This window comes from Advenella mimigardefordensis DPN7, assembly GCF_000521505.1.
In the GTDB taxonomy this organism is placed as follows: Bacteria; Pseudomonadota; Gammaproteobacteria; order Burkholderiales; family Burkholderiaceae_B; genus Advenella; species Advenella mimigardefordensis.
Map to the genome: position 1 here is coordinate 907,544 of NZ_CP003915.1, position 24,526 is coordinate 932,069.

Annotated in this window: 23 protein-coding genes; 17 read left to right on the forward strand and 6 right to left on the reverse strand. The window is 54.5% G+C overall.

The genetic code is table 11. From position 1 onward, the window contains the following. Nucleotides 1-22 precede the first annotated feature (22 nt). The 9 genes from MIM_RS04165 to MIM_RS04205 all read left to right on the forward strand — a co-directional run bounded on the left by MIM_RS04165 (nucleotide 23) and on the right by MIM_RS04205 (nucleotide 10,814). The gene (locus tag MIM_RS04165) at nucleotides 23-970 is read left to right on the forward strand and encodes an ABC transporter permease (protein ID WP_025371507.1); all 948 of its coding nucleotides are present in this window, start codon (nucleotides 23-25) and stop codon (nucleotides 968-970) included. A gap of 4 nt (nucleotides 971-974) precedes the next feature. Next, nucleotides 975-1,871, forward strand: coding sequence for an ABC transporter permease (locus MIM_RS04170; protein ID WP_025371508.1), 897 nt, complete (start codon nucleotides 975-977; stop codon nucleotides 1,869-1,871). A 4-nt stretch (nucleotides 1,872-1,875) separates the two neighbouring features. Next, the gene (locus MIM_RS04175) at nucleotides 1,876-2,940 is read left to right on the forward strand and encodes an ABC transporter ATP-binding protein (protein WP_025371509.1); all 1,065 of its coding nucleotides are present in this window, start codon (nucleotides 1,876-1,878) and stop codon (nucleotides 2,938-2,940) included. A gap of 34 nt (nucleotides 2,941-2,974) precedes the next feature. Continuing rightward, a complete protein-coding gene (locus tag MIM_RS04180) occupies nucleotides 2,975-3,982 on the forward strand; it encodes an ABC transporter ATP-binding protein (RefSeq protein ID WP_042070932.1) in 1,008 nt (335 codons plus the stop codon). Nucleotides 3,983-4,026: 44 nt separating this feature from the next. Beyond that, on the forward strand, nucleotides 4,027-5,280 hold the full coding sequence (locus MIM_RS04185; RefSeq protein WP_025371511.1) for a Zn-dependent hydrolase: 1,254 nt from the start codon (nucleotides 4,027-4,029) through the stop codon (nucleotides 5,278-5,280). 7 nt (nucleotides 5,281-5,287) lie between these two features. Then, nucleotides 5,288-6,676 (forward strand): amidase, encoded by a 1,389-nt coding sequence (locus MIM_RS04190; protein WP_158318691.1) that lies wholly within the window; start codon nucleotides 5,288-5,290, stop codon nucleotides 6,674-6,676. A gap of 446 nt (nucleotides 6,677-7,122) precedes the next feature. Next, nucleotides 7,123-8,313 (forward strand): porin, encoded by a 1,191-nt coding sequence (locus MIM_RS04195; RefSeq protein ID WP_025371513.1) that lies wholly within the window; start codon nucleotides 7,123-7,125, stop codon nucleotides 8,311-8,313. Nucleotides 8,314-8,820: 507 nt separating this feature from the next. Further along, nucleotides 8,821-10,353 carry a glycine betaine/L-proline transporter ProP gene (gene proP, locus MIM_RS04200; RefSeq protein ID WP_025371514.1) on the forward strand — a complete coding sequence of 511 codons (1,533 nt, stop codon included), beginning with the start codon at nucleotides 8,821-8,823 and terminating at the stop codon, nucleotides 10,351-10,353. Nucleotides 10,354-10,433: 80 nt separating this feature from the next. Continuing rightward, nucleotides 10,434-10,814: a DUF2195 family protein gene (locus MIM_RS04205; RefSeq protein ID WP_025371515.1), complete on the forward strand. Its 381-nt coding sequence runs from the start codon at nucleotides 10,434-10,436 to the stop codon at nucleotides 10,812-10,814. 23 nt (nucleotides 10,815-10,837) lie between these two features. Here the strand turns inward: MIM_RS04205 and MIM_RS04210 are convergent, their stop codons facing one another. Together MIM_RS04210 and MIM_RS04215 are read right to left on the reverse strand one after the other, a co-directional pair. Beyond that, nucleotides 10,838-11,404 carry an AAA family ATPase gene (locus tag MIM_RS04210; protein ID WP_025371516.1) on the reverse strand — a complete coding sequence of 189 codons (567 nt, stop codon included), beginning with the start codon at nucleotides 11,402-11,404 and terminating at the stop codon, nucleotides 10,838-10,840. A gap of 109 nt (nucleotides 11,405-11,513) precedes the next feature. Beyond that, on the reverse strand, nucleotides 11,514-12,566 hold the full coding sequence (locus MIM_RS04215) for an asparaginase (protein WP_025371517.1): 1,053 nt from the start codon (nucleotides 12,564-12,566) through the stop codon (nucleotides 11,514-11,516). A 186-nt stretch (nucleotides 12,567-12,752) separates the two neighbouring features. On the opposite strand from MIM_RS04215, the gene MIM_RS04220 reads away from it, so the two are divergent. Together MIM_RS04220 and MIM_RS04225 are read left to right on the forward strand one after the other, a co-directional pair. After that, nucleotides 12,753-13,643 carry a dienelactone hydrolase family protein gene (locus MIM_RS04220; RefSeq protein ID WP_025371518.1) on the forward strand — a complete coding sequence of 297 codons (891 nt, stop codon included), beginning with the start codon at nucleotides 12,753-12,755 and terminating at the stop codon, nucleotides 13,641-13,643. Nucleotides 13,644-13,786: 143 nt separating this feature from the next. After that, a complete protein-coding gene (locus MIM_RS04225; protein WP_025371519.1) occupies nucleotides 13,787-14,362 on the forward strand; it encodes a carboxymuconolactone decarboxylase family protein in 576 nt (191 codons plus the stop codon). A 78-nt stretch (nucleotides 14,363-14,440) separates the two neighbouring features. Here the strand turns inward: MIM_RS04225 and MIM_RS04230 are convergent, their stop codons facing one another. After that, a complete protein-coding gene (locus tag MIM_RS04230; protein WP_025371520.1) occupies nucleotides 14,441-15,505 on the reverse strand; it encodes a LacI family DNA-binding transcriptional regulator in 1,065 nt (354 codons plus the stop codon). Between the two features lie 93 nt (nucleotides 15,506-15,598). Between MIM_RS04230 and MIM_RS04235 the strand changes: the two genes are divergently transcribed. The 6 genes from MIM_RS04235 (at nucleotide 15,599) to MIM_RS04260 (ending at nucleotide 22,183) form a co-directional block, all read left to right on the forward strand. Continuing rightward, nucleotides 15,599-16,618, forward strand: a complete 1,020-nt coding sequence (locus MIM_RS04235; RefSeq protein WP_025371521.1) for a TRAP transporter substrate-binding protein — start codon at nucleotides 15,599-15,601, stop codon at nucleotides 16,616-16,618. Nucleotides 16,619-16,655: 37 nt separating this feature from the next. Further along, a complete protein-coding gene (locus MIM_RS04240) occupies nucleotides 16,656-18,521 on the forward strand; it encodes a TRAP transporter large permease (protein WP_042070936.1) in 1,866 nt (621 codons plus the stop codon). A 72-nt stretch (nucleotides 18,522-18,593) separates the two neighbouring features. After that, nucleotides 18,594-19,133, forward strand: coding sequence for a VOC family protein (locus MIM_RS04245; protein WP_025371523.1), 540 nt, complete (start codon nucleotides 18,594-18,596; stop codon nucleotides 19,131-19,133). Next, entirely contained in the window at nucleotides 19,130-20,404 is a 1,275-nt protein-coding gene (locus MIM_RS04250; protein ID WP_025371524.1) for a ribulose-bisphosphate carboxylase large subunit family protein, read from the forward strand. Before MIM_RS04245 ends, MIM_RS04250 begins: the two co-directional genes overlap by 4 nt. Next, the gene (locus MIM_RS04255) at nucleotides 20,401-21,777 is read left to right on the forward strand and encodes a four-carbon acid sugar kinase family protein (RefSeq protein ID WP_025371525.1); all 1,377 of its coding nucleotides are present in this window, start codon (nucleotides 20,401-20,403) and stop codon (nucleotides 21,775-21,777) included. Before MIM_RS04250 ends, MIM_RS04255 begins: the two co-directional genes overlap by 4 nt. 199 nt (nucleotides 21,778-21,976) lie before the next feature. Further along, nucleotides 21,977-22,183: a dodecin gene (locus tag MIM_RS04260; RefSeq protein WP_025371526.1), complete on the forward strand. Its 207-nt coding sequence runs from the start codon at nucleotides 21,977-21,979 to the stop codon at nucleotides 22,181-22,183. A gap of 15 nt (nucleotides 22,184-22,198) precedes the next feature. On the opposite strand, the gene MIM_RS04265 is transcribed toward MIM_RS04260, so the two are convergent. The 3 genes from MIM_RS04265 to MIM_RS04275 are packed head-to-tail and all read right to left on the reverse strand — an operon-like array spanning nucleotide 22,199 to nucleotide 24,418. Then, complete coding sequence (locus tag MIM_RS04265; RefSeq protein WP_322786687.1) at nucleotides 22,199-23,125, reverse strand: aminoglycoside phosphotransferase family protein; 927 nt, start codon at nucleotides 23,123-23,125, stop codon at nucleotides 22,199-22,201. Beyond that, nucleotides 23,094-23,453: a nucleotide pyrophosphohydrolase gene (locus MIM_RS04270; RefSeq protein WP_042069952.1), complete on the reverse strand. Its 360-nt coding sequence runs from the start codon at nucleotides 23,451-23,453 to the stop codon at nucleotides 23,094-23,096. Before MIM_RS04270 ends, MIM_RS04265 begins: the two co-directional genes overlap by 32 nt. 44 nt (nucleotides 23,454-23,497) lie before the next feature. Further along, nucleotides 23,498-24,418, reverse strand: a complete 921-nt coding sequence (locus tag MIM_RS04275; RefSeq protein ID WP_025371529.1) for a LysR substrate-binding domain-containing protein — start codon at nucleotides 24,416-24,418, stop codon at nucleotides 23,498-23,500. Nucleotides 24,419-24,526: the final 108 nt, after the last annotated feature.

The following is a 24,526-nucleotide window of genomic DNA, read 5'->3' on the forward strand; positions in this document are numbered from 1 at the left end:
CCATTTTTGAAGCCTGACTATCATGATGTATTTTCTGAGACGGCTCGTGTATTCGTTGCCCGTATTGCTGGGAGTGGCATTCCTGTGTTTCTCCCTGATCCACATCGCCCCTGGTGATCCTCTTGTTTCTGTCATGCCACCCGATGCCTCTGAAGCGCTGCGCAGTCAAATGATGAGCATCTACGGGTTTGATCAGCCATTTCTGGTGCAGTTCTGGAACTGGCTGTGGCGGGCCTTGCATGGTGATCTGGGCATGTCTATCGCGACCAGTCGCCCCGTGGCTACCGAGGTGCTCGCCGCGGTCGGCAATTCGCTGCGGCTGGCCGTAATCGCCGTACTGATCGGTTTTTCACTGGGGGTCGTCTTCGGCATGATTTCCGGCTATGCGCGACATTCTATCTGGGATCGGCTGGCGTCATTGAGTTCCATACTTGGCGTCAGTATTCCGCATTATTGGCTGGGCATGGTGCTGGTCATTATTTTCTCGGTGTTTCTGAACTGGTTTCCCGCAACCGGATCGGCCGCAGGTGACGGCACCGGTTGGCGCTGGGACTGGGAGCATGTGCAGTATATGATCCTGCCCGCCATCACGATGTCGGTGATTCCCATGGGGATTGTGGCCCGCACCATTCGTGCCCTTGTCAGCGATATTCTGTCGCGGGAGTTCATGGTCGGGCTGCAGGCCCGGGGCCTGGGGCGCGGTCGGATGTTTATGCATTTGGTCAAGAACGTTGCGCCCACGGCCCTTTCCGTGATGGGGTTGCAACTGGGCTATCTGCTCGGTGGCTCCATTCTGATCGAAACAGTTTTCTCATGGCCTGGCGCCGGGTTTCTGCTCAATTCGGCCGTGTTCCAGCGCGACTTTCCGCTACTGCAAGGCACGATTCTGATCATGGCGATCTTTTTCGTGCTGCTCAATCTGCTGGTCGATACCATTCAGACCTGGCTTGATCCCCGTATTCAAAGGTAACACCATGACTGATTATTCCCTTGCCACCAATGCAGACTTGTCGCTAGTACAGGCACCCCGCTCGGCGGGGTACTGGAGTGGCGTCCTGCGTAACCTGCGGCGTAACAGGGGTGCGATGTTTGCAGCCGGTTTATTGCTGCTTCTGCTGCTGATGGCGATACTGGCGCCGTGGATCATGCCGGCAGATCCATATAAGTCTTCGATTATTCACAGGCTCAAGCCTATCGGCACCGAAAATTACTTTCTGGGTACCGATGAACTGGGGCGCGATATGCTGTCCCGCCTGATTCTGGGGGCACGTCTGTCATTGTTCATGGGTATCACACCCGTAATCATTGCGTTTGCAATCGGAGGCGCGATCGGCATCGTCGCCGGATATGCCGGTGGACGCACCAACGCAGTCATCATGCGTCTGACCGACGTGCTGTACGCCTTTCCATCGGTATTGCTGGCGATCGCGCTCTCGGGCACGCTCGGCGCCGGCACCGGTAATGCGCTGTTGTCGCTGACCGTGGTGTTCATTCCGCAAATCATTCGCGTGGCCGAAAGCGTGACCACTCAAATGCGCACGCAGGAGTTTGTGGATGCGGCCCGGATATCAGGTGCATCGCCGGTCAGGATCGTGTTCAGTCAGGTCCTTAACAATGTGCTTGGTCCCATTTTCGTTTTCTCCACCAGTCTGATTTCTGTTTCTATGATTCTGGCATCGGGGCTGTCTTTTCTGGGTCTGGGCGTTAAGCCGCCAGAGCCTGAATGGGGTCTTATGCTCAATACCCTGCGTACGGCGATTTACACGCAGCCGGTGATTGCGGCATTGCCGGGCCTGATGATTTTTATCACATCGATTTCGTTCAACGTCTTTTCAGACGGGCTTCGCCAGGCGATGGATATTAAGGAGTAATAGTATGACGACAACCACATTGGCTCAGACCCAGGATGTTGGCGGACCAGCGCAGCCCTTGCTTATTGTGAAGAATCTGCTGAAGCACTTTCCTCTGAAAAACACGTTTTTTCGTCGCAATGCCGCTGCGGTACAGGCTGTAGATGGGATCAGTTTCGATGTCATGAAAAACGAGACGTTGGGTATTGTCGGGGAGTCCGGCTGCGGCAAATCAACAACCGCCAGGCTGCTGATGCAACTGCTGCAGCAGGATCGTGGCGAACTGATCTTCGACGGCCAGACGGTAGGTACCAGCCAATTGCCGATGAAATCGTTCAGGCGTCAGGTGCAAATGGTTTTTCAGGATAGCTATTCATCCCTGAATCCGCGCATGACGATTCTGGATACCATCGCGTTTGCTCCGATTGTGCACGGCGTACCGCCTCGGCAGGCCGAGCGCGAGGCACTGGAGTTGCTGGCGAATGTTGGGCTGGATCCGCAACGCTTTGCCGGCAGGTACCCTCACGAACTGTCGGGCGGACAACGGCAGCGCGTTAACATCGCACGCGCCATTGCCCTGAAACCGCGCTTGATTATTCTTGATGAAGCCGTCTCTGCGCTGGATAAATCCGTAGAGGCTCAGGTACTGAATCTGCTATCGGATCTGAAAAAAAAATACAACCTCACCTTTGTTTTTATCAGCCACGATCTGAGCGTCATTGAATATTTGTGCGATCGGGTGCTGGTGATGTATCTGGGCAAAGTGGTTGAGCTGGGTTCGACCGATCAGGTGCTCAGTACGCCTGCCCACCCTTACACACAGGCGCTGCTGGCGTCGGTTCCGACAACCGACCCGGACCATCGTACCGAAAAAGCACCGCTGGCCGGGGACCCGCCGAACCCCATCGAACCGCCGTCAGGCTGCCGGTTTCACCCGCGCTGCAGTCAGATGATTGCCCAATGCAAATCCAATATGCCGCTGTTGCTGGCGCATCGCCCGGGACATGAGGTTGCATGTATTCGGGTCAATGACCGCATCGGGCAAAGTGTGGATACGGCGCGGCAAGCGTCCGCTGATATGTCCATTTGAGAGGAACACAATGAATACACAAGTGATGACGCGGATGAAGGAACAACACAGCAGCGCGTCTGTTGCAGACGATCGGGCTGATGCCGCCATTTCAGTGACTGATCTGACGGTTGCTTTCGAACGCGCTGGCAAGACGATACGGGCGGTCAATGGTGTTTCTTTTGACGTAGCCAAAGGTGAAACGCTGGTGCTTATTGGCGAATCAGGATCGGGTAAAAGCGTGACCTTGCGGGCCTTGATGCGCCTGCACCCGGAAAGGCAAACCCGACAAACCGGCTCAATCCGCATCAACCGGCAGGACGTGCTGAAAATGGATCGGCGCCAATTGCGTGCGCTGCGCGGCAAGAAAATAGCAATGGTATTTCAGGAACCTCTGCTGGCCCTGGACCCCGTTTATACCGTAGGCCAGCAAATGATCGAATGCATTCGCACGCACCACCAGATTAGTGCTCAGCAAGCCAGGGCGCTCGCCATTGCCGCGCTGGAAGCAGTGCGTATTCCGAGTCCGGAGCGGCGCCTTGCTGCGTATCCGCACGAGATGTCTGGCGGCATGCGCCAGCGGGCCATGATCGCGCTGGCGCTGTCTGCCCAGCCCGAAGTGCTGCTGGCAGACGAACCGACTACCGCACTGGACGCAACGGTGCAGATACAGGTGCTGATCCTGATGCGTGAATTACAAAAGAAATTGGGGCTGGCCATTGTTTTTGTCACCCATGATATTGGCGCGGCAACGGAAATGGCGGACCGGGTTGCCGTCATGTACGGCGGGCGGATTGTGGAAGAGGGCAGTATTGGCGACATTTTGCACCATGCTCAGCATCCCTATACGCTGGCATTGCTCAAGAGCCGACGCCATGGCATGGAGCGTGGCAAGCCACTGGACGTGATCCGTGGCTCGCCACCTGATCTGGCTAATTTGCCACCCGGCTGCCCATTTGCTGCGCGTTGCGATCAGGTGATGGCGCACTGTGCGACAAGTGTACCGCCGACGACCAGAATCAGCCAAAGCCATCGGGTTCAGTGCCATCTGGCTGCTGCCTGACGGCACTCACGTAACAACGATTTTTACTCAACAGGCAAAACGAAATGGATATGAATACTCACAGCAGTGTCGGGCAGATCAATGGCGCAAGACTTTGGGACTCGCTCATGACGCTGGCTCGCATTGGTGGTACGGAAAAGGGCGGCGTTAACCGTCTGGCATTGACTGAGCTGGATAAGGAAGGTCGCAATCTGTTTGTGCAATGGGCAACGGAAATCGGCTGCACCATTCGCGTAGATGAACTGGGTAATATTTTTGCCCGCCGCGAAGGGACTGACCCGCAACTGCCTCCCGTCATGACCGGCAGCCATATTGATACACAGCCTACCGGTGGCAAGTTTGATGGCAATTATGGTGTCCTGGCCGGGCTTGAAGTGCTGCGCACACTGAATGATCTGCAGATCAAAACGCTGGCGCCGCTGGAGGTTGTCGTATGGACTAACGAGGAAGGCTCGCGCTTTGTCCCGGTCATGATGGGGTCGGGCGTATACGCCGGGGCATTTTCTGCGCAGACTGCATTGCAAAGTACGGATACGAAAGGCATTAGTGTTGCCGCTGCACTCGCTGACATTGGTTATGACGGTGCGATACCATGTCGTGCCACCCCGGTAAAAAGCTATTTTGAGGCTCACATTGAGCAGGGTCCGGTGCTGGAACAGCGCTCGCATACGATTGGCGTGGTCACGGGTGCACTGGGACAACGCTGGTTTGATGTTCAGGTACAGGGGGTAGAGTCGCACGCCGGCACGACACCCATGGCACTGCGCAGAGATGCGCTGCTGCCTGCAATGCGTATCATGAATGAAATAAATGAAATTGGCTGCCGCTACGGTGAAGATGGGCGTGGCACGGTTGGGTGGGTTGACGTGTATCCCAATTCACGGAATGTGATCCCCGGGCGGGTGCGGTTCTCTGTGGATCTGCGTGCACTGACCGACGATGATCTGTCGGCGATGAAGGCCGATTTTCAGCGCTACTGCGATGCCATGGCCGGCAAATATGAGGTACAGATTCAGGTAGAAGAGGTTGTTTATTTTCCTCCGCAGGCGTTTGCTCAGACTCAGGTCAATGCTGTGGAAAACAATGCTGCCCGGCTGGGCTATCCCCATTCCCGGCTGGTCAGCGGCGCAGGCCATGATGCCGTGTACCTGGCACGCATATGTCCGGCGGCGATGATATTCATCCCCTGCAAAGATGGTATCAGTCACAATGAAATCGAAGACGCCTTGCCAGAGCATGTGGAGGCCGGATGCAACGTATTGCTCCATTGCATGCTTGGCGAAGCCGGTGTGGCGTAAAGGACAGATGATGGAACAGTACGCCTTTGCTTCAATCACTGAACTGGCCCGCAGTCTGGCCCTGAGCAATGTGACAGCCGAATCGTTGACGACATTCTTTTTGAATCGGATAGCCAACCTGAATCCCGTATTGCATGCATTTGTCTGTGTCTTTCCTGAACAGGCGCTGGCGCAGGCTCGCCAGTCCGACGAGCGGCGCCAACAGGGAAAGGCGCTGGGTATGCTTGACGGTATACCTTTGGGCATCAAAGACTTATGTGATATTGAAGGCACGATTACCACTTGCGGTTCCCGGCAATGGGAGACCCGGATCAGTAGCGGCACTGCCGATGTGGTACAGCGCCTGCAAGCCCATGGCGCAGTCATTATCGGCAAGACGCATACGGTAGAGTTTGCGTTCGGCGGATGGGGGACGAATCCTTTGCAGGGAACGCCTCGCAATCCCTGGGATCGCAATCTTCACCGTGTGCCCGGCGGCTCCTCCAGTGGATCGGGCGTCGCGGTTGCCGCCGGCCTGGTGCCGGGCGCACTGGGCACCGACACCGGCGGGTCGGTGAGAATTCCTGCCGCCCTCAACGGTATTACCGGCTTGAAAACGACGGTTGGTCTGGTTAATGCCGACGGTGTCTTTCCCCTGTCCCGTAAGCTCGATAGCGTTGGGCCCATGACCAGAACCGCAGATGACGCAGCCTTGTTGCTGCAAGCGCTGACCCATGCACCGGGGCAGGAGGTGCAGAGCGTGATGTACCCGGGGTGTGATCAGGCTGACCAGCTTGCCGGGATGCGGATATGTGTTCTGCCCGAAGAAGACTACGGTGTGCCGGTGCAGCGTGCCGTACGCCTGGGCTTGCGTGATATGGCCAGGATGGTCGACATGGCCGGTGCAACAATCATACGCGAAGCACCGCCGTTCAATTTTCAGCAGGCTATGAGCGACTGCGGAAAACTGATAGCCGCCGAAGGCTGGCGCGTGCATAGGGACTACATCCAGGATCCGGACATGCTTTTCGGGCCTTTTGTGCGAGATCGGCTAATGAGCGGGAAGAGCATATCGGATATGCAATATCAGGATTTACTGGAAGCCCATCAGAAGATGCAGGCAGTATGGACACAATGGATGGCCGACAAAGATGCCTTGATGTTGCCCACTACGCCTTCAAGTGCGATACCGCTGGCACAGGTGGACGAGTCTGTGACGCCGCTGGGCACTTTCACGCGCTTCGTTAACTGGGTGAAAGGTTGTGCGTTGGCACTGCCTGCCGGTTTTGACCAGACCAACCTGCCAGTCAGCGTACAGTTAACGGGCAAGGCCGGCGATGAGGCTAAGCTCCTGCACATTGGAAGTACCATTCAATCGCTGACCGCCTGGCATTCCTACACGCCGGTGGTAGGTTGACCATAATTATGTGGAATGTCGCATATATGTCACAAATGTAATACAAAACCCTAGGCGTATTCACTATGAAGGAAAACCCGTATGACCTAAACCCGCAAAATAATTGACTGGGCAAGAATCATGCCAGTTTTACGTATAGGTAAGGGAGGGCTGTTTGCATCGGCATGTCGGGCGATATCTCATTAACGCTATGATTACAAATGTAATTGCGTGTAAGAGGATAATTATTTCAGATGCAATCGGATGGCTGTCACACACAATTGCTGCGTCGCAGGAACGATCGTGGCGTGGTTGCCACCCGCATCCAAACTCTCTGGCGGGCCAATTTTGAAGCATGGCGGTTCCTTTACATAAATGTATCCAATCTTTATATTGCATCAAATCTGAATCGTTTCTGAACCATTCGGGTAAGAATAATGATGACCATTCCTGAGGAGATTTGATACATGAAAAAGACTTTGCTTGCTGCAGCACTAACCGTCGGCTTTGCCGGCGTTGCCCACGCCGAAACTTCCGTAACCCTGTATGGTATTGTCGATGCCGGTATTGGCTATCAACAGACCAAAGTGACCCAGGGCGATGCCTGGACCAAAACGCGTGACATTGGCCTGATCAACGGTGTCAGAAACGGCAACCGCTGGGGATTGAAGGGTGCTGAAGACCTGGGCAACGGTACCAGTGCAATCTTCCAGCTGGAAAGCGGCTTCGATCTGGGCAATGGCAAATCCCTGCAGGGTAACCGTCTGTTTGGTCGTTATGCTTATGTTGGTCTGACCAGCGCCAATTGGGGTACGCTGACTTTGGGACGCCAAAACAACGTTGCGTCCGACACCGTCTCGTCGCTTAACCCCTTCGGCGTCGGCTATAACCAGGCTGGCGTGCTTTCAGGCGCATTTGGTGCGTCAACTTACGCCCGTATGGACAACTCGATCAAATATGTGACGCCTGATTTCTCGGGCTTCAAATTTGGCATTGGCTACTCTGGCAAAAACACCAAAACAACCAGCAGCGATGGCATCGATGATTTCGAGCAACGCGATACCTCCAACTGGATTACGACTGGTCTCTCTTATGATAACGGTCCTGTGTCTATCGGTGCTTCTTATGATCGTTTCCGCACAGATGTACGTGTGGCTAACGCAGACGACCAGAAAGGCACGACACATATGTGGAACCTGTTTGGCGCCTACGATTTTGACGTAGTCAAACTGTATCTGGGCTACGGTCAGGTTCGCGGTTCCATGGACAATGACGTCATTGTGGCCAGTGGCGTCGGCAGTACCGGTCTGACCGGTGCATTGAATGACTTTACGTCAGATGCCAATGGATTCAATTACGCTGAAACAAATGGCTACCGTCAACAGGCATGGGTAGTGGGCGTGTCTGCACCCGTCGGCGATAGCGGCAAGATCATGGCCTCCTATCAGGGCAGTTCTACCAAAAACAATGACGACGATTTTGACGGTGTAAAAGGCAAGCTGAGTATTTTCAGTCTGGGTTACGAGCACAAATTGTCCAAACGCACGACTGTTTATGCGCTCGCCTCTTACGGCACAGGCAAACTGAAGTTTGACAACGCAGAGAACGTCAAACTGAAATCAACCCTGGTGGGCGTTGGTCTGAATCATCGCTTCTGATGACTTGCCTCGTCTGGCAATGCGACGCCTGGCGTCGTGATTGCCGGCGCGGTTCAATGCAGTAGAATAAAGGCTTGGAGTTTGCAGGTAACCGTAGTGGGTAGACATGCTCCGGCATACTATTCATACAAGACGTGCGGTTGCCTGGCAACGTATCAAGGACTCCCGGCCCTTGCATCAACTCCGTAGTTTGAACCCCAGAGCGTTAGGCGCTTCTGGGGTTCTTTCGTTCTGCTTGTGTGCGTACCAGGCAATGGCAACGGGTTGCTTCTCAACGCGACTGTTGTTCTGGTCTCACATGGGCCTGTGCCGAGTTGCCGACGCTATCACGGGCGTGATCAACTGCCGGTGGCAGAATTTCCAGCTGTTTTTATGACAATTTCAATACAGGGTCATTTGGCAATCTGTGAATAAATGTATACGCGGCGTTGTACAGGAAATGTTTGCAACGGGCTGTACATTATGGCAACATGGCTTGTAACAATGGGAAGCACGGGGAAGAAGAGAATGGCAGAGTCAGCTTCAGCATCACAGCAAAACCAGCCCTTGCAAATTGACGATATCACCGTCATTGATGACACCAAGCTCAAAAAGGCGGTAACTGCCGCGGCGCTTGGCAATGCGATGGAGTGGTTTGATTTCGGCGTCTATGGCTTCGTGGCCTATGCGCTGGGTAAAGTTTTTTTTCCGGACGCGTCGCCTGCCGTGCAGACGATTGCTGCATTGGGTACATTTTCTGTACCATTCCTGGTCCGCCCGTTGGGCGGCGTATTTTTTGGTGTCATGGGAGATCGTTTCGGGCGACAGAAAGTGCTGTCTCTGACGATTATCATCATGGCCATCAGCACTTTCTGCATCGGGTTGATACCGTCCTATGCAACCATCGGTCTGTGGGCGCCGATTCTGTTGCTGTTGTGCAAACTGGCCCAGGGCTTTTCTGTAGGCGGGGAGTATACGGGCGCGGCAGTCTTCGTGGCAGAATATGCCCCCGACCGGCGACGGGGGTTTCTGGGCAGTTGGCTGGATTTCGGCTCCATTGCCGGTTTCGTGCTGGGGGCAGGCTTGGTGGTGCTGTTACAAACTATCCTCAAGGAGCCGACCTTCCTGGAATGGGGCTGGCGTGTACCTTTCTTTGTGGCGGGCCCGTTAGGACTGCTGGGGCTTTATCTGCGGCATGCCGCCGAAGAGACGCCTGCTTTTACGCAGCAGCTGGAAAAGATGGAAAAAGAAGACAAGGACGCCATCAAGGAAAAACCAGGCGTTTCCTTTCGTGAGATTTTTTCCAAATATCGCAAGGCTTTATTGATCAGCATTGGTGTGGTTCTGGTAACCAATATCACTTATTACATGTTGCTCACCTATATGCCTACCTATCTGTCGAGCAGCCTGGGTTATACCGAAGAACACGGTGTGCTGATTATTGTGGTGGTGATGATCGGGATGCTATTTGTGCAGCCTGTCGTGGGCTTCTTCAGCGACAAAATAGGCAGAAAGCCCTTTCTGCGCCTTGGCAGCATTGGCTTGCTGTTGCTGGCCGTGCCTTCTTATCACTTTATTGGCAGTGACAATACCGGTCTGATTTTTCTTGGTCTTTTGTTTATTGCGATCGTACTCAATTGTATGACAGGCGTGATGGCATCGACATTGCCGGCGCTGTTTCCGACGCGTATCCGCTACAGCGCGCTGGCCAGTTCCTTTAATGTTGCCATTATTGTTGCAGGGCTCACGCCAACGATCGCCGCCTGGCTGGTAGAAGAAACCGGTAACCTGATGATGCCGGCCTACTATCTGATGGTTGCCGCCGTTATTGGAATCATTACCTCCTTTTATCTTCCCGAGACTGCGAATAAGCCATTGCGGGGTGACACGCCCACGGCATCCAACCGACGCGAGGCCAAGGCCCTGCTCAAGGAGGCATACGAGAACATTGAGCAGACGGTTGCCGATGTCGATGAGGAAATCACAGCAATGGAAGAACAGCTCGAAGCGCTCAAGGCGCGCCGCCAGCGACTGGTGGATCGTCATCCTCACATGGAGTAAACGCAAGGTGGCGCCCTGTTGCATATCGGATGGCACGATCTGAGCGGGGCAGCGCTACGCATCGTCTGAGGGCACAGTCCATGAAGAAATCTATCGTTTGCTCCGCTATATTGCTGGCGTTCGCCCATGGGCCGGCACAGGCATTCAGTGTTCCGTTGCGGGTCAGCAACGCGCTGTCTGCATGTGTGAACATTCATATAACAGACACGTCTATACATAACAATATGGTGCTGGCCAGCACGACTTTTCAATTGAACAAGTCTATTGCAGAGTGTGGCTGCCGTTCCGCGCTGGTGGGTTATGACAGTATGACAAGTGTAAACACCGCAGCGCAGGTCTTGCAAAAGGGGCTGATCGGGGTGAGTCGTAGCGGCAACAAAACATTAGTACTGGCATCGGAACAGACGCTGATCGCCGATAGGGAAATACTGTTGCAATTTCATTGTGCGCCTGACCTGTAGCAATACGCTCGATTAACCGGGGTTCATCCTTCTTGCGTCTGCCGGAAGGCGATTTCATTGAGGATGAACGCCGCCCGTTGCGCAACCGGCAGGCACGGCACCTGCACCAGTGTATAGCCATATTGAGCATACGTTTTCATCATCGCTTTGTAAGTAGCAATGGCGGTGGGCGGGTCTTGCCTGCGTTCGTGGTCATTTCGATAGATTTGTGGCCAGGGCGGCAGGATGAATGCTGTCTTATGATATCGGCAACGGGATGCTGCTGCTTGCAGGCATTTCGGAACGGGTAATTGCTCCAGTTGCAGATAAGCGATGACATCGATCATGCCACGATCAAAGAATACCAGACCCGTCATGGCGCATGCGCGCCGGTAAGCCGCCATATCGTGTTCGTACATACAGCGGGCAAATGCATTTTTATCGTTCCAGGGCAGGGCAGCGCCGCCAAGACGTTCCTGTTGGCGTATGACGGCCCGGCCGGCTTCGGGCATGCAGTGGTAGCCCATACCGGCCAGATGGCTGAGTAACGTTGTTTTGCCGGAGCCGGGACCGCCGGTCAGTATAAAAAAATTGTCTGATTGTGGGTTCATTTCAGTTATTTTTAATCAACTGCGCAAACACAAAAAATCTGACGCGCCCTGAAACGCCGGATACACATTCAATCCATTGATAAGAGGGGGATTGAACATGACTCAATCCTCACATGGCGTCAAAGGCAGACTGCAGGTCTTCTTTGCCTGATTTGCCACTTTGCAGGAGCAACATGAGCAGAATGCGGGCTTTTTGCGGGCTCAGGTTGCCCGCCATAATGGCGCCTGCATCGGCGGTCGTCTTGCCGCCGCCTTCAAACCCGTAGTTTGCCATCACACGACCGTTATAGACACGGGTGGAAATCACAACGGGGATTTGCTTCTCCAGTGCGTATTTGACTGCGTCAAACATCGGCTTGTTCATATTACCCATGCCCAGCGCTTGCACCACAATGCCTTTTGCGCCCTGATCAACGGCACTGCGTAGCAGGCTGCCGTCGGCGCCGCCGTACATCGCGATAATTTCCACTTTCGGCATGGTTTCAGCGCTGAGGGGAATATGCTGACGGCGCAATGGCTCTCGGGCAAACAGTACTCGATCAGGGTAGACTTCGCCCAGGAAGCCATAGTCGCCCGACTGGAATGTCTCTACATTTGCTGTATGGGTTTTGGTCACATGGCGTGCGGCATTAATCTGATTGTTCATGGCCAGCATGGTGCCTTTGCCTTTCGCCTGTTCGTCGACTGCAATACGTACCGCATTGAGCAGATTGCGTGGCCCGTCAAAGTCGGATGAAGAGGCGTTACGCTGCGCACCAATCAGGACGATGGGCTTGTCTGATTGCACAGTCAAATCCAGCCAGAACGCCGTTTCTTCCAGGGTATCGGTACCGTGCGACACAATCACGCCTGATACCTCCGGGCGTTGCAGCGCGGCGCTCACCGCCTTGCTCAACTCAACCCAGCGTGGTGGATCCATATAGTCTGATGGTACGTTTGATAGATTGTTCACTTCGATTTTGGCCAATTCAGCTACGCCGGGTACGGTTGCCAGCAGATCATCGCCGGAGATAGCCGGCACCGGCGCTTTTTTGACCGGATCAATTTTCATCGCAATGGTCCCGCCGGTGGCAATGAACTGCACCGTTGGTTTGTCCTGGGCGTAGGCGCCACCAATCAGTGTCGCGCATAGTGCAGCTAATACAAATGAGATTTTTTTCATGATTGTCCCCTTATTGTGATTTAATGAACATGAATGTGATTTTGTATGCGCCTGGCATAAAGCCTTCCTGCGCCAGCCTATGGTACCAGTATCGGGTTTCACATTTCCGTGTTCACGCACTTTCTCCGTCAGTTCCTTTCTCAGCTAATCCGGGTCTGCAGGCCCGCCTGTCAAGGAGTCCACATCATGAAACGAAAAAACGCGAGTGATTTTCACCCCGCAGTCCTCAAGCTGTTTGATGCCTATGTGCACGGCGGCATCAGTCGGCGGCAGTTTCTGGATCGTTCCGCACGCTATGCCGCAGGTGGCATCACTGCTTCGGCGATTCTGAGCAGTCTTTCACCGAATTTTGCCTGGGCGCAGCAAATTGCCCCTGATGACAAACGAATTAAAACCGGCTATGTGGAATATCCCTCTCCTCAGGGCAATGGCACCATGAAGGGCTATCTGGCACAGCCTGCCGATGCCACGGGTAAATTGCCGGGCGTGGTCGTCATTCACGAAAACCGCGGGCTCAACCCTTATATCGAGGATGTGGCAAGACGATTGGCTGTTGAAAACTACGTCGCTTTCGCGCCCGATGCCTTGACGCCTGCAGGTGGCTATCCCGGAGACGAAGACAAGGCGCGCGAGCTCTTTGCAAAACTGGATCCGGCCAAGCGCACCGAGGATATGGTCGCCGCAGCGCAATTTCTGAAAGGGCATGAGGCCGTCAATGGCAGGATTGGTGCCGTCGGCTTTTGCTATGGTGGTGGGGTGGCCAATATGCTGGCTGTTCGCATACCGGAGCTGGCTGCTGCCGTCCCGTTCTATGGTGGTCAGCCAGCGGCTGCGGATGTGCCGAAAATCAATGCACCCCTGCTGATCCATTATGCCGGTCTCGATGAACGCATCAACGCCGGATGGCCTGATTACGAAGCCGCGCTCAAAGCCAACAATAAGAAGTATGAAATGCATATGTATGACGGCGTCAATCATGGCTTTCATAACGACACGACGCCTCGTTACGACGAAGCCGCGGCAAAGCTGGCGTGGTCCCGGACACTGGAATTTTTCAAGTCGAATCTGGGCGCTTGAACAAGAAGGGCGGGCGTGAGGCCCGCCGATGGGCACGATTAACCGGGGCGCCTGGCGATTTAGCTGTTGTAGGCAGTACGGAATTGGTATAGTGACGAAGGCCGTTAGTTGCTCAATTCCCTTGTTTACACTTTAGAGTCATCATGAATCAGTATCCGGACCGTTTAGCCCCTCTTGCGCCAGAAACCTGGAGCGCCGATCAGAAACAATATGCTGAAGAAATTATCAACGGCCCGCGTGGCGGGCTTTTATCACCCTTCATTCCCTTAATGCGCAGCCCTGAGCTGATGGCTCATGCCAGCCGTATGGGAGAGTATTTGCGATATCGCAGTGCCCTGGGGCTGCGGCTGTCGGAGCTGGCGATTCTGATTACCGCGCGGCAATGGTCGCAGCAGGTGGAGTGGGCGATTCATGCGCCCATCGCCTTGCGTGAGGGCGTGTCCGCACAAACCATCGAGGCCATTCGCGAGGGGCGCCAGCCAGAAGGTCTGCAAGACGATGAGGCAATACTCTATGCATTCTCCACCGAACTGTTTCGTAATCAGTCGGTATGCGATCACACTTACGAGCGGGCATTGCAGCAGTTTGGCGAGCAGGGGGTGATGGATCTTGTCGGAATCAATGGATATTATTCACTGCTTTCCATGGTCATGAATGTGGCCAGAACACCAGTGCCGGCTTCTTCGGCGCAGCCGCTGGTGTCCATGCCTGCTGTTTAGCATCCGGGCCTGAGAAGCCTGTGATAACACAATTGCAATGGTTTGTATGAGCGGCGGTGCACAGGGTTGGCGGCTCAATTACGGCAGGTTTTCCCGGAATATGATCTGACTTTGCACCGGATCGATGCCGCTCAGGACGGGTCGCCGATCGCGCAGATTGGCAAAAATGCGGATGCAATTCATGGTTGCGGACTGTGGGTTCTGTGTAATAACAGCATCCATGGTGCCGTCAATCAATAAGGCCCGCGTATCGGGCGTGAGCCCGTGACCGATAAACACCACTTTGTGAGCCACACCTGCTTCTTTGAGCGCTTTGGCCACACCGTCGGATGCGCCGCCAATATTGTAGATCCCTGCGAGATCTGGTGACTGTTCCAGCAGTTGCCGCGTAAGCCGATAATTTTCTTCCGCACTATCTAAGCCTTCACGCAATCCTGCCACTTCGACGGTGGGAAACAATTCCTTGAACATGTACAGAAAGCCCATTTCGCGTTCTTCGTGGGCGCGATAGCTCAGGCTTCCGGCGATCATGGCAACTCTGGCCGGCCGCGAGCCGATGAAGCGCGCAATCAAATAGGCTGCCGTGCGCCCGGCAGCGCGGTTGTCCAGGCCAATATAGGCGGCGCGGCGGGTATTGGAAATATCGGTAATCAGCGTGATGACATGTTTGCCCTTATCAATCAGCGCTTCAATGGCGTCGCGCACCAGCGGGTGTTCAATAGCCATACAGGCAACGCCGTCGGCGCGTTCGGCCTGCTTTTTCAGGGTTGCGGCAAGCAGCTCCGGGTTGAAACCTTCCACGTAGTCGACTTTGCATTTGACGTTGTAAGGCGCCCAGCTGTCCTGAGAGTAGGTGATGGTGTCACCCAGCATGTTGATGAAGCGGTTGGTGCCTTTGGGCAGCACAAATGAGATACGCATGGCGCTGGGCGTGAGTGCTGCATACAGATCATTTTCGGGCAGATAGGCCAGTTCGGCAGCGGCGCGCAGCACACGCTGAACGGTGGCTTCACGTACGCCCGCCCGTTGATTCAGTACGCGGTCTACGGTGGCCGTAGAAACCTTGGCCAGTTTGGCAATATCTGCGATATTGGCTCTGCCTGCACTATTCGCTGAGTCTTTCATTACATCAAAAACCATCATTTAATTTGATTGACGCTGGTATGTTATCACTATATCGTTGCGGTTAGAAAATTAATAAAATCAAAAAACATCATTTAACGTCTGGAGACAAATATGCAGAAGTATTCCCGCCGCAGCATGCTGCGCACGCTGTCAGCCATGCCTCTGGCAGGTATCGTCAGCGCGTTGCCACAAGTGGCACGTGCGGCTGAATTTTCCTATAAGTATGGCAACAACCTTCCGCTGTCTCATCCATTGAATATTCGTGCCAGGGAAGCGGCCGATGAGATCCGGGAAAAATCCGGCGGGCGGGTTGATATTGCTATTTTCCCCAATAACCAGCTCGGCGGTGATACCGATATGTTGTCGCAGGTGCGTTCCGGCGGCATCCAGTTTTTTACGCCATCTTCACTTGTGATTGCCACGCTGGTACCAGTAGCAGCCATTAATGCACTGGGTTTTGCCTTCAGCGATTACGCCCAGGTGTGGAAAGCGATGGATGGCGATCTGGGGGCGCACGTGCGGGCGTCTATCCGCAAGATTCGTCTCTACGCTTTTGACAAAATGTGGGACAACGGTTTTCGTCAGATGACCAGCAGCAAGGGACCGATACAGCAGGCCTCCGATCTGGAAGATCTGAAAATCCGCGTGCCGGTCAGTCCGTTGTCCATCTCCATGTTCAAAGGTCTGGGCGCCGCCCCAACCAGTCTGCAGTTCAGCGAGGTGTATTCGTCTTTGCAGACCAAAATTGTGGATGCACAGGAAAACCCCTTGCCCATTATCCAGGTGGCAAAGCTATATGAAGTACAGAAGTATTGCTCACAGACCAATCACATCTGGGACGGATTCTGGTTTATTGCCAATGGTGCCGCCTGGGATCGTTTGCCCGACGATCTGAAAGCGATTGTGGCCGATGGCATTAATGGCGCGGGGATGCGTCAGCGCGAAGATATCAGAAAACTCAATGAGTCCGTGCAGAGCGATCTGCAGGCTAAAGGGCTGGTGTTCAATGCACCTTCCGCGGACTCGTTCCGTGCTGCACTACGCGAGGCCGGCTTCTACAAAGAGTGGCAGGGCCGCTTCGGCAATGAAGCCTGGTCTGCGCTCGAAGCCTCAGTCGGCAAACTGGTTTAGTGCGATGAAAACGGCAATGATGACCGACCCTGCGGTGATGATACAAACGCCCACTACAACTGTCGCTTCCGGCCCCGGCAAGCGGGTGCAGGTAGCAGACAAAACACTGGGCCGCTGCGTTGAGCTGGTCGCCGTCGCGCTGATCGTTCTGGAAGTGGTGATTCTGTTTTCAGGCGTCGCGGCACGGTATGTATTGCATGTGCCATTGGTGTGGACAGATGAGCTGGCTTCAATCCTGTTTCTCTGGCTGTCCATGCTGGGTGCCGTCATCGCATTAAGACGCGGGCAGCACATGCGTATGACCGCGCTGATTGATCGGGTCTCTCCCGAACGGCGTGTGCTGCTTGAAGGATTTGCTGCTTCTGCTTCGCTGGCCTTTCTGCTGCTGTTTCTGTATCCGGCCTTTGAGTACGCATACGAAGAGTCCTATATTGTGACCCCGGCTCTGGAGATCAGTAATGCATGGCACGCCGCCGCATTGCCGGTGGGTATTGCACTCATGATTCTGACCTCGGTATTTCGCATGGTCATGACAGACGCCCGCAAACAACTGCTGACCAGTCTTGTCGTCACGCTGGCATTGCTGGCCGTGTTCTGGCTGGCGCAGCCGATGCTGATGGGCCTGGGCAAATTCAATCTGGTGATTTTCTTTGTCGTTGTGGTCGCCGCTTGTGTCTTCTCCGGGGTGCCGATTGCGTTTTCTTTCGCGCTGGCCACTTTCGGCTATTTGGCACTCACAACCCAGACGCCCATGGTGGTCATGGTAGGGCGGCTCAATGAAGGCATGTCGCATCTGATTTTGCTGGCTGTGCCACTTTTTATCTTTTTGGGTGCACTCATCGAAATGACGGGTATGGCCCGGGCCATGATCCAGTTTCTGGCCAGTTGTCTGGGGCATGTCCGCGGTGGTCTCTCCTACGTTCTGGTGGGGGCCATGTATCTGGTTTCAGGCATCTCGGGCTCAAAAATTGCTGATATGGCTGCGATTACGCCTGTATTGTTTCCCGAGATGGAAAAGCGCGGCGCCAAAAAGGGCGAGCTGGTTGCGTTGCTGTCGGCTACAGGTGCACAGACCGAGACCATTCCTCCATCGATTGTGCTGATTACCATAGGGTCGGTTACGGGTGTCTCCATTGCTGCCTTGTTTACCGGCGGCATTCTGCCGGCTGTTGTGCTCGGCTTATGTCTGTGTGTCGTGGTGGGCTGGCGTTATCGCCATGAAGATTTGAGCAAGGTTGCAAAAGTACCTCGACGTGATATTTTCCGTTTTCTGCTGATTGCCTTACCGGCCATCTCCCTGCCGTTCGTGATCCGTGCTGCCGTAGTCGAAGGCGTTGCCACCGCAACAGAGGTCTCGACCATTGGCGTGGTGTATTCCATTCTTTTGGGTTTGCTGGTTTACCGGCAGTTTGACTGGAAGCGTATCACACCAATTCTGGTGGAAACGGCAACGCTATCGGGCGCCATCATGCTGATTATCGGCTGTGCTACGGCGATGGCCTGGGCGCTGACGCAATCGGGTTTTTCCAGTGATCTGGCGGCGCTGATGGCGAACGTGCCCGGCGGTAGTTATGGCTTTCTGATCATCTCGGTTATTGCATTCATCATATTGGGCAGTATTCTGGAGGGTATTCCGGCCATCGTCCTGTTCGGGCCGCTGCTCTTTCCAGTTGCACGTGCTTTGCATATCCACGATGTGCACTATTCGATCGTTGTTATTTTTGCCATGGGAATCGGCTTGTTTGCCCCGCCTTTCGGAGTGGGCTACTACGGCGCTTGCGCAATCGGCAAGGTTAATCCCTCTGAAGGCATGCGTTACATCTGGGGCTATGTTGCCGCGCTGTTGGTCGGGCTGATGATCGTGACATTCGTTCCCTGGATCTCTACCGGTTTTATCAAATAAATCATCTCGCCGTACAGGTTCATGATGCCTGTTGCTGCAGGCATCATATTTATCACAAAGCTGGAAAAAAATATGAGTACATTCTTTGGCGAAATTCGTCAGCTGGGCTATGTTGTTGACGACATCGAAGCGGCCATGGCTTACTGGAGCAACACGCTGGGCGTTGGACCCTGGTATTACAACCCCAGGGTGCCGATCCGCAACTATCAATATGATGGTCAGACTTACGAGCCGCATAATTCCGTCGCATTGGCCAACTCTGGTTTTGTGCAGGTGGAGCTGATACAAACACGTAATGACGTGCCGTCGATGTATCGTGACTTTCTGCAGGCGGGACGTACCGGACTGCAGCATGTCGCTTACTGGACAGAACAGTACGATGCCGATCTCGAACGCTTGCTCCGGCAGGGTTTCAAGCCACGCATGAGCGGCGAAGTAGGTGAGCAGGGCAGGTTCATTTATTTTGATACGGAATACCATCCGGGTACTGTCATTGAACTGTCGGAGGTGGCGGGACCCAAGGGGCGATTGTTTGATCTGATTCGTGCGACATCGGAAGGCTGGGATGGCCAACAGGCGATCCGGCCGTTTCCTGATCTGGACACATTATGAGCGACACTGCAGTACAGGCCCGGTACGTAATTGAAACGCCGTTCGATCCGGCCAAAGTGGCCGAGATCATGGCAGGGGAACAATCCTGCGGGACCTTTACCCGGGTTGCGGGTGAAACAGATGAACTGCGGGATAGAGCGCGTGCCACGGTAACGGCAATTGAAGCGTTGCCCGCGGGCGAGGTGCCCAGCCTGCCCAATGCCTGGCTGGAACGCAGAAATGTGCGCGGACCATGGCGAAGGGCTCTTATTGATATTTCATTTCCGATAGCCAATATTGGTGCAAATCTGGCCACGCTGGCCGCGACGGTATCAGGCAATCTTTACGATTTGGGTGAGGTGACGGGCCTGCGTCTTGAATCGCTTACGCTTCCTGCTTCCTATCGCATGCGGTTTGCTTTGCCACGCGTGGGCATTTCCGGTACGCGCGCCAGTATCGGTGTGACCGCGGGCGCCATGGTAGGCACCATTATCAAACCCAATGTCGGGATGAGTGCCGTGCAGACTGCCGCGCTGGTAAAAACCTTGTGCGAGGCGGGAGTGGATTTCATCAAGGATGATGAAGTATGCGCCAATCCGGAGCATGCGCCACTGGCCGAGCGCGTACCTGCAGTGATGGCTGTGATACGGAATCATGCACAGCGTACCGGCAAAAAAGTCATGATGGCGTTCAATATCAGCGATGATCTGGATGCGATGCGCCGCCATGCAGAGCTGGTGGCCCAGGAAGAAGGCACCTGTGTGATGGCCAGCCTTAACTATTGCGGATTCTCTGCCATTGAAAGCCTGCGGAAAAGTACGCCACTTGCTATCCATGGTCATCGGAATGGCTTTGGTGCCATCTCGCGCCATCCGTTTCTTGGAATGGCGTATCAGCCATATCAGACCATGTGGCGGCTGGCCGGGGTGGATCATATGCATGTACATGGTCTGCAGGGAAAATTCTCCCAGCCCGATAGCGAAGTGGTGTCCGCTGCATCCGACTCGCTGGCTAACATGTCCGACACGGTCGATGACCGGGTGCTGCCGGTATTTTCGTCGGGGCAGTGGGCGGGGACGGTCCCGGCGACCTGGCAGTCGATTCAAAGCCAGGATCTGCTGTTTATGTCGGGCGGCGGCATACTGGCTCATCCCATGGGGCCAGCGGCAGGGGTGGTCAGCCTGCGCCAGGCCTGGGCTGCACAGCGGCAGGGCGTCACGCTGGACGATTACGCTCGTGATATGCCCGAACTGCAGTCTGCACTGGCATTTTTTGGTGGCCGGCAATCATGAACCTGATGTTCGGCTGGTACGGTGACGATTTTACCGGGGCGACCGATACACTGGCGGTTGCTGCACGCGCCAATCTGCGCAGCATCCTGTTTCTGGATGTGCCAACGGACGGCCAACTGGCGCGCATCGGGCCTTTGGACGCGATTGGCATAGCCGGTACGGCACGCGGTATGAATTCGCAGCAGATGCAGGTCAGCCTGCCGAAGATTGGGCGCTTTTTCCGGGAGCAGCAGGTATCGGTACTGCATTACAAATGTTGTTCCACCTTTGATAGTGCAGTGCACACGGGCAGTCTGGGGGTTGCTGTCAATATTCTGGGCGACTATGTGGACGCGCCGTATGCGTTGTTTGTGGGGGGGCAGCCCGATATCGGTCGGTACTGTTGTTTTGGCAATCTGTTTGCGTCTGCCGGTGCTGCAGGCCAGGTACACCGTATAGACCGGCATCCAACCATGCAATGCCACCCGGTCACACCGATGCACGAAGCCGACCTGAGATTGCATTTGCAATCGCAGGCAATGGCCGAGGTGACAAATATTCCTTACACTGCCTACATACAGCAACCGGCAGTGCTTGATGCACTGGTGGATCAGGCGGGCCGGTGCAGTGACCGTGGCGCTGGCAAAATGGATACCGGCGTACTCTTTGATGTATCGGACAACGCGCAGCTTGCCAGCGTGGGAGGCCAGATCCTGCGTATCGCCCAGGCGCATGGGTCCGCTTTGGTCGTGGGCTCCAGTGTTGTGCTGCAGGCCGTAATGGCGGCAGACAACGTCGATGAGCGTGTTCCTGTGGTACCGGCTTCGGCCTGTGAGGATACACTCAGCCCGGGACACGGTGGACCGACTTTCGTGCTGGCGGGTAGTCTGTCCCCTGTGACCGCGGCACAGGTTCGGGCGACCACAGGATATGTAAAAGTTCCATTACACGCAGGGCAGCTGTTGCATGATGCGGCCTACCGGATGACACACATTCAGCACATTTGTGATGCGCTCGGTACTCAACAGCATGTTCTGGCCTATATCGATCAGCAACACGGGCGAGATAGCACAATCAAGTCTGCAGACCTTGCCGCGGCAACGGCGCGGTTCCTGCAGTCGATAATGCAGTCGCTATCAGAGCAGGGTACACGTTTGGGTCAGCTTGGTATTGCCGGTGGGGATACCTCCAGTCAGGCGATCGCGCAACTGGATGTATGGGCTCTGTCTTATTTAAGTGTATTGTCGCCGGGGGTGACCGTTTGCACCATGCATAGCGACGATCCGGTACTGGACGGTTTAACTGTCATGTTAAAGGGTGGGCAGATGGGAAGCGAGGACCTTTTCGATAAATTGCTGCAGGTGCCGGTATCGCACCAGGCTGCTACGGCCTGACAAAGCAGGCGCCCGTTTGTACCCGGCTGTATTGTGGAGATGTTATTCACCCAGTCGCGATGCTGTGAAGTCGCGCCGGCAAACGCCTATTACAATAGCAATAAAAAATAACGGGACCGATGGATTATTGCCCGATTGCATAAATAGATCAATCGTCTTAACATGGTAGGTGCCTATCCACACTATAGGGAGCAGCGTCATGAGCGATCATGTTTATAAGCATATCGAACTGACAGGTTCGTCAAAAACCAGCATCGAAGAGGCAGTAAGCAACGCGCTGGGCAAAGCCAATGAGACGGTGAGGAATATTCAATGGTTTACCATTACCGAGACGCGTGGACACGTAGTCGACGGTAAGGTAGCTCACTGGCAGGTCACGATCAACGCCGGTTTTACGCTGGAGTGAGTCAGTGGCGCGCACTTAATTCCGGCTCAGTGACAGTGCCTGAATGGCCAGGCGCGCCACGTTCAAATCCTGTTGTGCCTGCGCCTCGCTCTCATCCTGTCTGAACCAGACCGCTGATAAACCGGCGAACGCCAGGACCCAGTACAACAAGCGATGACAGTCCAGGCCGGCGGCCTGCGATATGACGTGAATCTGGCGTGTGAAGCGGACCGGATCGGTGACGGTGGGCAATTCGGGATTCAGAATCAGGTTGGCGTAGTCAAAGCCTCGGTCACCCAGCAGTCCTTTGGGGTCGATGGTTAACCAGCCACGGTCGCCGAAATCCAGAATATTGTCATGGTGGATGTCGCCATGCAATACGGTAATATCCTGGGGGTCTGTCAGGAGTTGTTGCGCTGCACTTGCGCTCGGTCGCAATGCCGAGTCAGTATCGGCGGCAGCGTACAAATCATCAAACCACTCAGATAAAGGCGCCAATTCGGGCTGACGGGAGACGCTCCGCGCGTGGGCGTGTAACCTGGCTACCGTATCGCAGGCAATAAGACTGGCGTCGTCGTCCTGACCATGCAACGCCATATGCATCAGAGACCGCTGACCCTGAGCCCGTTCCATCACCAGGGCGTTTTCGCTGAGCGCAAGTACCGTTGCAGCACCATTGCCGTCCCACCACTCCATCACTTTGCCGCCCCGTATTTCGTGCTCGTCGCCCGCAATCTTGAGCATGACCGCAGTGCCGTTCATTTTGACAGGTAGCAGGTGGCTGCCTGGCGTCGCAATGGGAGCACCGTCCGGCACCAGGTTCCATTTTTTCATCCAGGGCGTAAACACGTCTGCGTTTGCATCTGGCGCCTCCTGGGCGAGAGGTCGTGGGTCTTGATCCGGGGGTGGTGAATCGGCGTCCAGTGTGCGATCAGTCATCGAGCTGGTCATATTTTTTGGCATTGCCTTTGCTTTTTTCCACCGGGTATTTCCGGGCATTGAGCTCCAGTTTTTCCTGCGCAGCCTGCAGGATGTCAATATTCAGGACCCGGCTGATGGTCAGCAGGTAAAGCAATACATCTGCAATTTCATGTCTGGCCGCCAACTGGTCCCGTTCGTTCAGTGTGGCCGATTCTGCTTGCGTTTTCCACTGAAATATTTCCAGCAGCTCTGCCGCTTCTACCGTTAGCGCCATGGCGATATTCTTGGGTGAATGGTATAGATCCCATTCTCTGGCTTTGGCAAAGGCTTCAAGTTGTGTCTGAATGGAGGTTAAGGTGGGTGTTGTCATAGTTGATTCGGCATGTATTCAATTACGGGGTCAGGCAAGTCACTTTACAGTAACTGGGTGTATTTCCAGGCATTATTCTTAATCAGGCGTGCAGCTGTTTTTTCACACTCGTCCATAACGCAATCAACGGCGTCATTGCGCATGATGTTATTTGTATGACAAATGAATATCTCCCGGAAAAATTCAAAGTCAAACCGTCGCATACTAATTGTACCTTCGTGGATTTCTTCGTGGGCAGCAGAATAGGGGAGAATGGTGGCTGCCAGGCCGTTTTTGACTGCGGGAATCAGAATGGCAGAAGTGCTTGCCTCTGCGATCAGATCATAAGGCAGACGTCGTTCGAGAAAGGCGTGATCAATTCGCGAGCGCAAGCGGTTGGGCAGACTGGGCAGGATCAGGGGAACGTCCTTGATGTCTTCGATCCTGATGCGGCGGCTTCTGATTTTTGTCTCAGAATGCAGCAACAACAGCAATTCCTCAACCAGAAACGGCTTGAGCACCATGCCTTTGATTTCCTGCTGGTCTGGTGTGAGGGCAAAGTCAACCCGGCCCTGCAGCACTTGTCGGGTCAGATCGGCGCTGGGCAGATCGACAATCTCCAGAATGATTGATGGGTAGCGCTGCTTGATCTGGTGAATCAGTGGTAGCGCCAGCATACGCGCCGTACTCGAAGCCAGTGCAATTGAGACCGTGCCGCTGATCGGGTGATCATGACGATGCAAAACCGCTTTGGTATTATCAATCTGACGCATGATGGTTTGGGTATGTTTATAAAGTAGCGTGCCTTCTTCTGTCGGCTTCACGCCACGCGTCGATCGCAAAAACAAGGTCACGCCCAGCTCAGCTTCAAGCAGATGCATCTGCTGCGTAAGGGCAGGCTGCGCGATATGCAGGGCGGCTGCCGCCTTGGTCATATTTCCCAATTCAAATACCTTGATGAAATAGCGCATTTGGCGTGTGTTCATGTCTATGTTGTTCCCGATTCTCGATTTTGATCACAAGCATCAAAACTACAATAAGAAAAAATGATCGTATGATAAATAAACAGTATTTTGATTGGAAAATCTTATTGC